The sequence below is a fragment of the Nocardioides szechwanensis genome (genome assembly GCF_900103935.1).
GTDB lineage: Bacteria > Actinomycetota > Actinomycetes > Propionibacteriales > Nocardioidaceae > Nocardioides > Nocardioides szechwanensis.
Map to the genome: position 1 here is coordinate 88,540 of NZ_FNIC01000011.1, position 13,185 is coordinate 101,724.

At 69.8% G+C, this 13,185-nt stretch carries 11 protein-coding genes; 10 read left to right on the top strand and 1 reads right to left on the bottom strand.

All coding sequences use genetic code 11. From position 1 onward, the window contains the following. Positions 1 to 57: 57 nt before the first annotated feature. The 10 genes from ahcY (at position 58) to secA (ending at position 12,746) form a co-directional block, all read left to right on the top strand. A complete protein-coding gene (gene ahcY, locus BLR90_RS19610) occupies positions 58 to 1,488 on the top strand; it encodes an adenosylhomocysteinase (RefSeq protein ID WP_091026919.1) in 1,431 nt (476 codons plus the stop codon). Positions 1,489 to 1,570: 82 nt separating this feature from the next. After that, the gene (mtrA, locus tag BLR90_RS19615) at positions 1,571 to 2,290 is read left to right on the top strand and encodes an MtrAB system response regulator MtrA (protein ID WP_425433651.1); all 720 of its coding nucleotides are present in this window, start codon (positions 1,571 to 1,573) and stop codon (positions 2,288 to 2,290) included. Between the two features lie 5 nt (positions 2,291 to 2,295). After that, entirely contained in the window at positions 2,296 to 3,918 is a 1,623-nt protein-coding gene (gene mtrB, locus BLR90_RS19620; protein WP_091026920.1) for an MtrAB system histidine kinase MtrB, read from the top strand. Further along, complete coding sequence (locus BLR90_RS19625) at positions 3,915 to 5,672, top strand: LpqB family beta-propeller domain-containing protein (protein ID WP_091026921.1); 1,758 nt, start codon at positions 3,915 to 3,917, stop codon at positions 5,670 to 5,672. The genes mtrB and BLR90_RS19625 overlap by 4 nt, the downstream gene beginning before the upstream one ends. 67 nt (positions 5,673 to 5,739) lie before the next feature. Continuing rightward, positions 5,740 to 6,471, top strand: coding sequence for a ComF family protein (locus tag BLR90_RS19630; protein ID WP_091026922.1), 732 nt, complete (start codon positions 5,740 to 5,742; stop codon positions 6,469 to 6,471). 358 nt (positions 6,472 to 6,829) lie between these two features. Continuing rightward, a complete protein-coding gene (hpf, locus tag BLR90_RS19635) occupies positions 6,830 to 7,456 on the top strand; it encodes a ribosome hibernation-promoting factor, HPF/YfiA family (protein ID WP_091026923.1) in 627 nt (208 codons plus the stop codon). Between the two features lie 81 nt (positions 7,457 to 7,537). Further along, complete coding sequence (locus BLR90_RS19640; RefSeq protein WP_091026924.1) at positions 7,538 to 8,206, top strand: response regulator; 669 nt, start codon at positions 7,538 to 7,540, stop codon at positions 8,204 to 8,206. 147 nt (positions 8,207 to 8,353) lie between these two features. Then, complete coding sequence (locus tag BLR90_RS19645) at positions 8,354 to 8,620, top strand: hypothetical protein (RefSeq protein WP_091026925.1); 267 nt, start codon at positions 8,354 to 8,356, stop codon at positions 8,618 to 8,620. Positions 8,621 to 8,655: 35 nt separating this feature from the next. Then, positions 8,656 to 9,843 (top strand): winged helix-turn-helix domain-containing protein, encoded by a 1,188-nt coding sequence (locus tag BLR90_RS19650; RefSeq protein WP_245715422.1) that lies wholly within the window; start codon positions 8,656 to 8,658, stop codon positions 9,841 to 9,843. A 77-nt stretch (positions 9,844 to 9,920) separates the two neighbouring features. Further along, positions 9,921 to 12,746 carry a preprotein translocase subunit SecA gene (gene secA, locus BLR90_RS19655; protein ID WP_091026926.1) on the top strand — a complete coding sequence of 942 codons (2,826 nt, stop codon included), beginning with the start codon at positions 9,921 to 9,923 and terminating at the stop codon, positions 12,744 to 12,746. Between the two features lie 124 nt (positions 12,747 to 12,870). Here the strand turns inward: secA and BLR90_RS19660 are convergent. Further along, positions 12,871 to 13,185 (bottom strand): transposase (locus tag BLR90_RS19660; protein WP_143016280.1); only part of this gene is annotated, 315 nt, incomplete at its 5' end.

The window sequence follows — 13,185 nt, forward strand, 5'->3', positions numbered from 1 at the left end:
CGCGGGAACCCGTTCTAGCCTTGCTCTCACGCCCAACCGCCGGACTCAGGAGCATGCATGGACTACAAGGTTGCCGACCTCTCTCTGGCCGACTTCGGTCGTACCGAGATCCAGCTGGCCGAGCACGAGATGCCCGGCCTCATGGCGATGCGCGAGCGCTACGGCGACTCCAAGCCGCTGGCCGGCGCCCGGATCGCGGGCTCCCTGCACATGACGATCCAGACCGCGGTGCTGATCGAGACGCTGACCGCTCTCGGCGCCGAGGTGCGCTGGGCGTCGTGCAACATCTTCTCCACCCAGGACCACGCTGCCGCCGCCATCGCGGTCGGCCCGGAGGGCACCGCCGACAACCCGTCGGGTGTCCCGGTCTTCGCCTGGAAGGGCGAGTCGCTGGAGGAGTACTGGTGGTGCACCCAGCAGATCCTGATGTGGCCTGAGGGCAAGTTCGCCAACATGATCCTGGACGACGGTGGCGACGCCACGATGCTCGTCCACCTGGGCGTCGAGGCCGAGAAGACCGGTGTCGCCCCCGACCCGGCCACGGCCAAGTCCGTCGAGCAGAAGGTCGTCTTCGACGTCCTCAACGCCTCGCTCGCCGAGAGCAAGGACCGCTGGACGCAGATCGCCGGCGAGATCAAGGGCGTCACCGAGGAGACCACCACGGGCGTCCTGCGGCTCTACGACATGATGAAGGAGGGCTCGCTGCTCTTCCCCGCCATCAACGTCAACGACTCCGTCACCAAGTCGAAGTTCGACAACAAGTACGGCTGCCGCCACTCGCTCATCGACGGCATCAACCGCGCCACCGACGTCCTCATCGGCGGCAAGGTCGCGGTCGTCTGTGGCTACGGCGACGTCGGCAAGGGCTGCGCGGAGTCGCTGCGTGGCCAGGGCGCCCGCGTCATCGTCACCGAGATCGACCCGATCTGCGCGCTCCAGGCGGCGATGGACGGCTACCAGGTCGCCACCCTCGACGACGTCCTCGACGTCGCCGACATCATCATCACGGCGACCGGCAACAAGGACGTCGTCACCGTCGAGCAGATGTCGAAGATGCGCCACAACGCGATCCTCGGCAACATCGGCCACTTCGACAACGAGATCGACATGGCGGGCCTCGAGGCCGACGGCGTGGCGGTCCGCAAGAACGTCAAGCCCCAGGTCGACGTCTGGACCTTCCCGGCTGGCAACGCGATCATCGTGCTCTCCGAGGGTCGCCTGATGAACCTCGGCAACGCGACCGGCCACCCGTCGTTCGTCATGTCGAACTCGTTCACCAACCAGGTCCTGGCCCAGATCGAGATCTTCACCAAGCCGCAGGACTACCCCGTCGGCGTCTACGTGCTGCCCAAGCACCTCGACGAGGAGGTGGCCCGCCTGCACCTCGACGCGCTCGGCGTGCGGCTCACCACCCTCTCCGACGACCAGGCCTCCTACCTCGGGGTCGACGTCAACGGTCCCTACAAGTCCGACCAGTACCGCTACTGAGCCTTCCGAGGCCGAGCACGTTCCCGCCCCCTGACCCCACCCGGGTCCGGGGGCGGGCTCATGAAGGAGGGCGGGTGGCACTATGGACGTCATGACACAGGTGGGGACCGCGAGCAGCCTCACGCCCAAGGGGCGGGTGCTCGTCGTCGACGACGACGCCTCCTTGGCGGAGATGCTGACCATCGTGCTGCGCCAGGAGGGCTTCGACAGCCGGATGTGCGGGCGCGGTGACCTCGCGATCGAGGAGTTCCGTGACTACCGGCCCGACGTCGTGCTGCTCGACCTGATGCTGCCCGGCAAGGACGGCATCGACGTGTGCAAGGAGATCCGGGCGGAGTCCGGCGTCCCCATTGTGATGCTGACCGCCAAGGGCGACACCGTCGACGTCGTCGTGGGCCTCGAGTCCGGCGCCGACGACTACGTCGTCAAGCCGTTCAAGCCCAAGGAGCTCGTCGCCCGGATCCGCGCGCGGGTGCGCCGCTTCGACGCCTCGTCGGTCGAGTCGCTCACGATCGGCGACCTCAGCATCGACGTCGCGGGCCACGCGGTGAGCCGCGCCGGCGAGCCGATCAACCTGACGCCCCTGGAGTTCGACCTGCTGCTGTGCCTGGCCCGCAAGCCGTGGCAGGTGTTCACGCGCGAGGTGCTGCTCGAGCAGGTGTGGGGCTATCGCCACGCCGCCGACACCCGCCTGGTCAACGTGCACGTCCAGCGGCTGCGCTCCAAGGTCGAGCACGACCCTGAGCACCCGGAGATCGTGGTGACCGTGCGCGGCGTCGGGTACAAGGCCGGAAACAGCTGAGCGTCATGGCCCGCGTTGGCCTTCCTCCCGGAGTACGGCGGGCCCTGACGTTCTGGCGCCGCTCGATCCAGGCGCGCGTGGTGGCCAGCACCCTCGTGCTGTCGTCCCTGGTGATCAGCGGGGTCGGCTGGTTCCTGCTCACGTCCACCAAGGACGGCCTGCTGGACCACCGGGTCGACGCCGTGCTCGCGGAGGCGGACGCCACGACCGACGAGGCCCGCACCCGGCTCGAGGCGGCGTCCGGCACCGAGGTCAACGCCGGCCGCCAGCAGCGTGAGCTGGCCGACCAGATCATCGCCCGCGGGGAGACCCGCGGCTTCAGCGTGGTCCTCGGCGTCCCGGCCGGCGACGGCGCGCGGCTCTCCGACGGTGGGCCGGAGTACACCCCCGGCCTGGACCTGGTCAGCGTCCCCGACTCGCTCCAGGGGCAGTTCGAGGAGACCGCGCCGATGTCGTGGACCTACACGAAGATCGTCACCAACCCGCTCGGTGACGAGGTCGCCGAGGAACCGGGCATCGTGGTCGGCAGCCAGGTCGTGCTGCCCTCCGACGGCAAGACCTACACGTTCTACTTCCTGTTCCCCCTCGACGAGGAGCGGGAGACGCTGGCGCTGGTGACCCGGGCGCTGCTCACCGCCGCCATCGCGCTGCTGGTGCTGGTCGCCGGCATCACCTGGCTGGTCGCACGCCAGGTGGTCACCCCGATCCGGATGGCCCGCCGCGTCGCCGAACGGCTCGCGGCCGGACGTCTCCAGGAGCGGCTGCGGGTCTCCGGCGAGGACGACCTCGCCCGCCTCGCCACGTCGTTCAACCAGATGGCCAGCAACCTGCAGCGCCAGATCCGCCAGCTCGAGGAGCTGAGCCGGGTCCAGCGGCGCTTCGTCTCCGATGTCTCCCACGAGCTGCGCACCCCGCTCACGACGGTGCGGATGGCCGGCGACGTGCTCCACGACGCCAGGGCGTCCTTCGACCCGGTGACCGCGCGGGCCGCGGAGCTGCTCCAGGTCGAGCTCGACCGGTTCGAGGTGCTGCTGGCCGACCTGCTCGAGATCAGCCGCTTCGACGCCGGCGCGGCCGTGCTCGAGGCGGACGACATCAACCTGCTCGACGTCGCCCACCGGGTCGTCGACTCCACGCGGGCGCTCGCCGAGCAGCGCGGCGTACGCGTCGTCATCGAGCCGCCGGCCAACCCGTGCCTGGCCGAGGCCGACGTACGCCGGGTCGAGCGGATCATGCGCAACCTGGTCACCAACGCCATCGACCACGCCGACACCCGTCTCGGCGACGAGATCAAGGTGCTGCTCGCGTGTGACGACCAGGCGGCCGCGATCGCCGTGCGCGACTACGGCGTGGGGCTGGCCCCGGGGGAGTCGGCCATGGTCTTCAACCGCTTCTGGCGCGCCGACCCGGCCCGGGCGCGCACCAGTGGCGGCACCGGCCTCGGGCTCTCGATCGCCCTCGAGGACACGCACCTCCACGGTGGCTGGCTTCAGGCCTGGGGCCGCCCGGGCCGCGGTGCGCAGTTCCGGCTCACGCTGCCCCGCAGGGCCGGCGAGCCGCTGCGGCACAGCCCGCTTCCCCTGGTCCCGGCCGACGCCGACGAGCCCGTGGCCGAGGTGACGCGATGAGCGCCGTACGCCGTCTCGTCGCCGGGGCCGTCGCGGTGCTGATGACCGCGACCCTGTCCGGCTGTGTGCGGCTGCCCGAGAGCGGCCCGGTGGTGGAGACGCAGCCACCGAGCGACGTCGAGGAGCCGCAGGCCGCGGCCATCGACGCCGTGCCCCCGCGACCGGGCGACCTCCCCAACGGGATCGTCAACGGCTTCCTGGAGGCGATGACGGCCTACCCCGTGCAGACCAGCACCGCCCGCCAGTACCTCGCCCGCGACGCCCAGCCCTCCTGGGACCCGGACGCCGCGACCATCACCTACACCGACTCGAGCACCCCCCGGGTCGAGGGCGCCCAGGTGATGGTCACGCTCGGAGACGCGGAGTCGCTCGACGCGGAGGGTGCCTGGCAGGGGCCGCTCCCGGAGGACCAGCAGGTGCTGGAGTTCCCGATGGTGATCGAGAACGGTGAGTACCGCATCGCCGATGCTCCCGACGCGCTGATCGTGCCCGCGTCGTGGTTCGCGCAGCGCTTCCGCCAGGTCTCGCTCTACTTCTTCGACCGCACCGCCCAGATCCTGGTGCCCGAGCCCGTCTTCGTGCCGCGCGACAAGCAGCTGGCGACGACGCTGATCGACGGCCTGCTGGCCGGGCCCGGCCCGGACCTGGCCGGGGTCTCGCGCAGCTTCCTGCCACCCGACCTCACCGTCGGGCTGTCCGTGCCGGTCTCCAACGGGGTCGCCGACGTCCGGCTGGTCGGGGAGGCCGGCCAGCAGAACGCCGAGGTCGTCGAGAAGATGCTGGCCCAGCTCGCGTGGACGCTGCGCCAGGAGCCCACCATCCAGGCCCTCAGGCTCACGGTCGGCGACGAGCAGGTCCGGCTCCCGGGCGGGGCGAGCGAGTTCGGGGTCGACGACGCGCCGCAGTACGACCCCACCGGTTACCAGGCCAGCCAGCTCCTCTACGGGCTGCGCGGCGGCCTGCTGTTCTCCGGCGAGCCGGAGACCCTCTCGACCGCGGACGGCCCGCTCGGCCTCGACGGCTACGGCCTGCGCTCGGTGTCGGTCAACCTGTCGGCCAGCTCGGCGGCGGGCATCTCCAGCGACGGCACCGCCGTACTCCTGGCGCCGGTGCGCACCGACCTCGCGGACGAGCCGGCCGACGGTGTCGAGCAGGTCGTCTCCGGTGCCACCGACCTGCTGCCGCCGGCCTGGGACTTCACCGACCGGTTGTGGCTGGTCGACCGCACGGCTGCCGGGGCACGGGTCAGCATCCGTGAGGGTGGCCGGCTCCGGTCCCTCACGGTGCCCGACGTCTCCGGTGAGGACGTCCGCTCGTTCCTGGTCTCGCGCGACGGCACCCGCTTCGTCGCCGTCGTACGCACCAACGGCGTCGACGGCCTGCGGGTCGGCCGGATCGAGGTCGACTTCCAGGGGCGCGTACGCCGCGCGGTCGCCGTCCGCACGGTCACCTTCCGCGACACCGAGCCGCTGCGCGTGACCGACATCGCCTGGACGTCGCCGACCTCGATCGCGCTGCTCAGCCAGGTGGTCCCGGGCGAGCTCTTCGAGGTGCGCACGGTCGCGGTCGACGGCGCTCCCGCCGGGGCCGAGGCCCTGTCCACGACCATCTCGGCCCGTGTCGTCGGGCTCGCCGGCTCGCCGGTCGAGGACGCCCGGCAGTACGCCGTCACCCGCGACGCCCTGGTCGACCTCGCCACGGGTGCCCTGGTCCCGTTCGAGGCGAGGGTGGCTTCGATCGACTACGTGGGCTGAGCCTGGATCCACAGGCGGCCGAGGGCGCGGTTGCCCGGCGCGCCCGCCCCTGGTGCGATGACGATCCATGTCCTTCCGTGACGCCCTCGGCGACCTGCTGCTCGGCAGCAGGTGCGTCGGCTGCGACCGGCCGGGCCGGCTGGTGTGTCCGCCATGCCGCTCGACGCTGCCGCGCACGGCCCGGCTGGCCTGGCCGGTGCCGACCCCGCCAGGATTGGCGACCCCGCTCGCGACCGCCGACTACGACGGCCTGCCCCGCGCGATGGTGCTGGGCCTCAAGGAGCGCCGGATGCTGGCGCTGGCCCGGCCGCTCGGTGAGCTGCTCGCGGTCGCCGTCGCCGCCGCGGCGTACGACGTGCGTGGCCCGCTCGTCCTGGTCCCGGTGCCCTCACGACGCTCGTCGGTGCGCGCCCGCGGCCACGACCCGACCCACACGCTCGCCCGCCTGGCCGCAGGCCACCTGGTGGCCGCCGGCCACGACGTCGTCGTACACCGGCTGCTGACGCTGCGACCGGGCGTCGTTGACCAGGCCGGGCTGGACGCCGCGGCCCGGGCCGCCAACCTCCAGGGGTCGATGACCTGCCCCGGGCCGGCGCTGCGCCGGCTCGCCCGGAGACGCCCGCGAGCGCGGCTCGTGGTGTGCGACGACGTGCTCACCACCGGTGCCACGGCCCGCGAGGCCCAGCGGGCGCTGGAGGCCGTCGGCCTCACGGTGCACGGCATCGCGGCGGTGGCGGCGACCCGCAGACGCTGGGGGAGCGGACCCGGCGACATCCACAGCGAAACTTCAGGGCCATAATCCGGCCCAGCCTTTCGCGCCACCAGGGCACGGACTAACGTCTCTATATGGAGTCCGTCCGGGTCCGTGGTTGCGTCGTCCAGGCAGTGCCGGGACGGCTAGCCGATGCCAGTCGCAGGCAAAACGGCCCACGTAAGGCGCTGGCCGGGTCCGCCCGGGCACGCCGATCACGGTGCGGCTTAGAAGTAAGTCCTGCCTCGCCCCTCGCGTCAGATGCGCGAGCCGGTGGGAGAAGGTCAGTAGTGGCATTCAAGCTGCGAGAGCCTCAGCAGGCGGTTGTGGGGTCGAAGACCAGGTCGGCCGGACGGACTTCATGCACGTGGATCGAGAAAACCAACTGTGCAACGGGAGGTTCAACATGGAAGTTGTGGTCACGGGTCGGCACTGTGAGCTGTCGGAGGGATTCCGCGCACACGCCAACGAGAAGCTGAGCAAGCTGGAGAAGCACGACCACCGCATCATCCGGGTCCACGTCGAGGTCGACGCAGAGCCCAACCCCCGCCAGCAGGAACGCGGCGTACACGTCGAGCTGACGGCGTTCTCGAAGGGCCCGGTCATCCGGGCCGAGGCGGCCGCCGACGACAAGATGGGCGCCCTCGACCTCGCGCTCGACAAGATGGCCGCCCAGATGAGGCGCGCCGCCGACCGGCGACGCGTGCATCGTGGCCGTCGTACGCCGCCGTCGGTGGGCGAGGCGCTCGCGGGCATGCCGCTCCTCGGGGACGGCGACGAGGTAGCCGATGACGAGACCGTCACCGAGCGCAAGGTCGGACCGATCTCGGTCACCGGCGACGGTCCTCTGGTGGTGCGCGAGAAGACCCACCCCGCGTCCCCGATGACCCTCGACCAGGCCCTCTACGAGATGGAGCTGGTCGGCCACGACTTCTTCCTCTTCGTCGACAAGGAGAGCGACCGACCGGCGGTCGTCTACCGCCGTCGGGGCTACGACTACGGAGTGATCTCGCTGGACCTCCTGCCTGAATGACCCGAACGGGCCACGGTCAGTGGCCTGCTCGGTCTATGCCGACAGGCCACTGACACCACCCGAACGTGCCATGATGCGCGGGTGACCGAGAAGGATGAACCCATCCGCGTGCTCGTGGTCGACGACCAGGAGCTGTTCCGTCGTGGTCTGACCATGCTGCTCGGCGTCGAGCCCGGCATCGAGGTCGTGGGCGAGGCCGGTGACGGCGTCGAAGGCACGACCCTCGCCGAGTCGGCGGCCCCCGACGTCGTGCTGCTCGACATCCGGATGCCCAAGCGCTCCGGCATCGAGGCCTGCCTGGCGATCAAGGAGTCCGTGCCCTCGGCCAAGATCATCATGCTCACCGTCTCCGACGAGGAGGCCGACCTCTACGAGGCGGTCAAGAGCGGCGCGTCGGGCTACCTGCTCAAGGACTCCTCGATCGACGAGGTGGCCCAGGCCGTCCGGGTCGTGGCCGACGGCCAGTCGCTGATCAGCCCGTCGATGGCGGTCAAGCTGATCGACGAGTTCAAGCAGATGTCCCGCCCCGAGCGCGACAACATGCCCGGTCTGCGCCTGACCGAGCGCGAGCTCGAGGTCCTCAGCTGGGTGGCGCGGGGCCTCAACAACCGCGACATCGCGAAGAGCCTCTACATCAGCGAGAACACCGTCAAGAACCACGTGCGCAACATCCTCGAGAAGCTCCAGCTGCACTCCCGCATGGAGGCCGTCATGTACGCCGTGCGCGAGAAGCTGCTGGAGCTGCCGTAGTCCGAGCTCGCGAGGACTACGAGCGCAGCGAAGGTCGAGCAGCCGCGCGAGCGAGGCACGAGCTCGCGACCGGCGTGTCGAGACCCGGTGGGATGGGCGCCGAGGGTGACCGCCGTGGTGCGTGACCGCCCGGGTAGCGTTCAGTGGATGGACTCCGAGATGGAATTCGCTTCCGAAGCCGAGCTGGCCGAGTACGTCGAGACCGTGACCCAGCAGGCGATCGACGCGACGGCGCAGGCCTTCCGTGAGGGGGAGCCCGACGTCGAGAACTGGCTGAAGGCCGAGTTCGCCGGGCGCGGCTTCGAGATCACCGACGACGACTGGCTGGCCGAGCTGGGCGCCCAGATCCGCGCCGGCGACACGGTGGTCGTGGTCGACCCCGACGACGTGAGCACCGTCGACGACGACGACTGACGCCGTCCGTCGGTGGCGAGTGGTTGAGTTCGGCCGTGACCACCCAGTCCCTCTCGCAGTCACAGGCCCGCCGCATCGCCCTGGCCGCGCAGGGCTTCCTCGACCCGCGCCCCGCCGTGCCGACGATGCGGACCTTCCAGCGCACGCTCGGCCGCACCGGTGTGCTCCAGGTCGACTCGGTCAACGTGCTCCAGCGGGCCCACTTCATGCCGCTCTACTCCCGGATGGGCCCCTACGACGTCGACCTGCTCCGCCGGGCCGCGGAGAAGCGGCCGCGGCGGGTGGTCGAGTACTGGGCCCACGTCCAGGCGTTCATGCCGGTCGAGCTCTGGCCGTTCATGCGGTTCCGGATGGACGCCTTCCGCGTCCGGCGCGGCAAGTGGACCGTCATCGACAACAGTCCCGAGCTCGAGGCGTCGCTGATCGCCGAGATCCGCGACCGAGGCCCCGCCACCTCCCGCGACCTCGACGACGGCCTGCCGCGCACCAAGGAGCAGTGGGGCTGGAACTGGTCCAACACGCGCCACGTCCTCGACTACCTCTACTCCGCCGGTGAGCTGGCGATCGCCGGGCGCAACGGGCAGTTCGAGGTCCTCTACGACCTGCCGGAGCGGGTGATCCCGCCCGAGGTGCTGGCCCGGCCCACGCCCACCCCTGACGACGCCCACGTCGAGCTCGTACGCCGGGCCGCGCGGTCGCACGGGGTGGCGACGGCCCGCTGCCTCCAGGACTACTACCGCATGCACATCGACCAGGTGCGCCCCGCGATCGCCACCCTGGTCGAGTCCGGGGAGCTGCTGCCGGTCTCGATCGAGGGCTGGAAACGCCCGGGCTACCTCCACCGCGACGCCCGGCTGCCCCGCCGGGTGGGTGCCCGCGCCCTGCTGAGCCCGTTCGACCCGGTGGTCTGGGAGCGGGAGCGTACCGAGCGGCTCTTCGACTTCCACTACCGCATCGAGATCTACACGCCGGCCCACAAACGGGTGCACGGCTACTACGTGCTGCCCTTCCTCCTGGGCGAGCGGATCGTGGCGCGGGTCGACCTCAAGGCGGACCGTCGTACGGGCCGGTTGCTGGTCAAGGCCGCCCACGCCGAGCCCTCCGCGCCGCCCGACACGGCGGCGGAGCTGGGAGCCGAGCTGCGGCAGCTGGCGGGGTGGCTGGGCCTCGACGAGGTGGTCGTCGAGCCCCGCGGAGACCTCGCTGCCCGACTCGCGGTTTAGGTGCCTTCTGACCGCTGGGTAGAGTGTGAGCGCCGCTCCAACGGCCCAAATCTGTCAACACAAGGAGTCACCCCGTCGTGCCCGTCCTCTTCGACAAGCTTCTCCGCATCGGCGAAGGCAAGATCCTCCGGCAGCTCGAAACCATCTCGAAAGCGGTCAACGCGATCGAGGACGACTTCGTCGCCATGAGCGACGCCGAGCTCCAGGGCATGACCGGGGAGCTCAAGGCGCGCTACGAGAAGGGCGAAAGCCTCGACGAGCTGATGCCCGAGGCGTTCGCCACGGTGCGTGAGGCGGCCAACCGCGTGATCGGCCAGCGCCACTACGACGTCCAGATCATGGGCGGCGCGGCGCTCCACCTCGGCAACATCGCCGAGATGAAGACCGGTGAGGGCAAGACGCTGGTCGCCACGCTGCCGTCGTACCTCAACGCGATCTCCGGCAAGGGCGTCCACGTCGTCACGGTCAACGACTACCTCGCCAAGTACCACGCCGAGTGGATGGGTCGCATCCACCACTTCCTCGGGCTCACGACCGGCGTGATCCTCCCCGAGATGCGCCCCAACGAGCGTCGTGTGGCCTACAGCTGCGACATCACCTACGGCACCAACAACGAGCTCGGCTTCGACTACCTGCGCGACAACATGGCGGGCTCGATCGAGGAGTGCGTCCAGCGCGGCCACAACTTCGCCGTGGTCGACGAGGTCGACTCCATCCTCATCGACGAGGCCCGGACCCCGCTGATCATCAGCGGCCCGACCCAGGACGAGGTGAAGTGGTACGGCGAGTTCTCCAAGATCGCCAAGACCCTCGTCAAGGACGTCGACTACGAGGTCGACGAGAAGAAGCGCACCATCTCCGTCCTCGAGCCCGGCATCACCAAGGTCGAGGACCACCTCGGCATCGAGAACCTCTACGAGTCGGCCAACACCCCGCTGATCTCCTTCCTCAACAACTCGATCAAGGCCAAGGAGCTCTTCCGCAACGACAAGGAGTACGTCGTCATGGAGGGCGAGGTGCTCATCGTCGACGAGCACACCGGCCGGATGCTGTCGGGCCGCCGCTACAACGACGGCCTGCACCAGGCGATCGAGGCCAAGGAGGGCGTGACCGTCCGCGAGGAGTACCAGACGCTCGCGACCGTCACCCTGCAGAACTACTTCCGCCTCTACGAGAAGCTCTCGGGCATGACCGGCACGGCCATGACCGAGGCCTCCGAGTTCGACAAGATCTACAAGCTCGGCGTCGTGCCGATCCCGACCAACAAGCCGATGACGCGCATCGACCAGCCCGACCTCGTCTACCGGACCGAGGAGGCCAAGTACGAAGCGGTCGCCGACGACATCGCGGAGCGCAACGCCAAGGGCCAGCCGATCCTGGTCGGCACCGTCTCGGTCGCCAAGTCCGAATACCTGTCCGACCTGCTCAAGCGACGCGGCATCCCCCACAGCGTCCTCAACGCGAAGGTCCACGCCGACGAGGCCAAGATCGTCGCGATGGCCGGCCACGAGGGCGCGGTCACGGTCGCCACCAACATGGCCGGTCGAGGCACCGACATCATGCTCGGCGGCTCGGTGGAGTTCCTCGCCGACCAGGAGCTGCGCAAGAAGGGTCTCGAGCCCCTCGGCGAGACCTCCGAGCAGTACGAAGCGGCCTGGCCCGAGACCCTCGAGCGGGTCAAGAAGCAGGTGGCGCTCCAGCACGACGCCGTCCGCGACCTCGGCGGCCTCTACGTCGTCGGCACCGAGCGTCACGAGTCGCGACGCATCGACAACCAGCTGCGCGGTCGTTCCGGCCGTCAGGGCGACCCGGGCGAGTCCCGCTTCTACCTGTCCCTCGAGGACGAGCTGATGCGGCTGTTCAAGTCCGAGTGGGTCGACCGGGTCCTGCAGATGCTCAAGATCCCCGACGACGTACCGATCGAGAACAAGCGCGTCACCGGCGCGATCGCCAACGCCCAGGGTCAGGTCGAGTCGCAGAACTTCGAGTCCCGCAAGAACGTCCTCAAGTACGACGACGTGATGGACCGTCAGCGCCAGGTGATCTACGGCGAGCGCCGCGAGGTGCTCGAGGGCGCCGACCTCGAGGAGCAGATCCGCACCTTCATCGACGACGTCGTCACCGGCTACGTCAACGGCTCGCTGGCGGAGTTCGGCGAGGAGTGGGACCTCGACCAGCTGCGCACCGACCTGGGCCAGATCTGGCCGCTCTCGGTCGACTTCGAGAAGCTCGAGGAAGACGCCGGCGGGCGGGGCAACCTGCACCGCGACGAGATGATCGACCTGCTCAAGAAGGACGTCCACGCCGCCTACGACGCCCGCGAGGCCGAGGTGGGCGAGGAGGTCATGCGGGAGCTGGAGCGCCGCGTGCTGCTCTCCGTGCTCGACCGCAAGTGGCGTGAGCACCTCTACGAGATGGACTACCTGCGCGAGGGCATCTACCTGCGGGCCTACTCGCAGCGCGACCCCCTCGTGGAGTACCAGCGCGAGGGCTTCGACATGTTCGCCGCGATGATGGACGTCATCAAGGAGGAGGCTGTCGGCTTCCTGTTCAACCTCGAGGTCCAGGTCGAGGACGACGACCACGCCGGTCACGACCACGTCCACGAGGACGACGAGGTCTACGAGCCGCTCCTGCAGCCCGAGGGGACCGTCCAGCAGCACGCCCCGACGATCCGGGCCAAGGGTCTCGAGCGGCCCGCCGCCCCGGCCAACCTGTCCTACTCCGCACCCAGCGAGGACGGCCAGGTCGAGGTCAAGGGCACCACGGCGACCAACGCCGACGACGAGTTCGCCGGGGTCGGCCGCAACGCCAAGTGCCCCTGCGGCTCGGGCAAGAAGTTCAAGCAGTGCCACGGCGCACCCGGCGGCCCCACCGGCCTCACCGCCCGCGCCTCTGGATAACGCTGACCGTGGAGGGACTTCGTCCCTCCATTGGGAGTACTCGCTGCGCTCGTACTCCCGCCCGGAACTGACCAAAAACACGTTGACCCGCCCGAAACTTTGGCTCCCCTGACTCATGTGTGGGTTAGGAGGGTCGGCCGGGCAGGGCGGGTCGGTGGGGTCCGAGGGCGAGCATGGCCAAGGCGATGAGGGCCTCGGGGTTTTTGTAGCCGAACGCGATCCGGGTCAGGAGTCGGATCTTGGTGTTGACCGACTCGACGGGGCCGTTGGACATGTCATGTTCGATCGCGGCCAGGATCCGGGTGCGGTGTCTGGTGATGCGTTCGGCGAGTTCTGCCATGGGTGCGATGTCGCTGTGGCTGGCCTGGTCGATCCACTCGTCGAGGTAATCGGCTGCATCCTCGGGTCGCATCTTGAAGACCAGCCGGAGCCGCTCCTT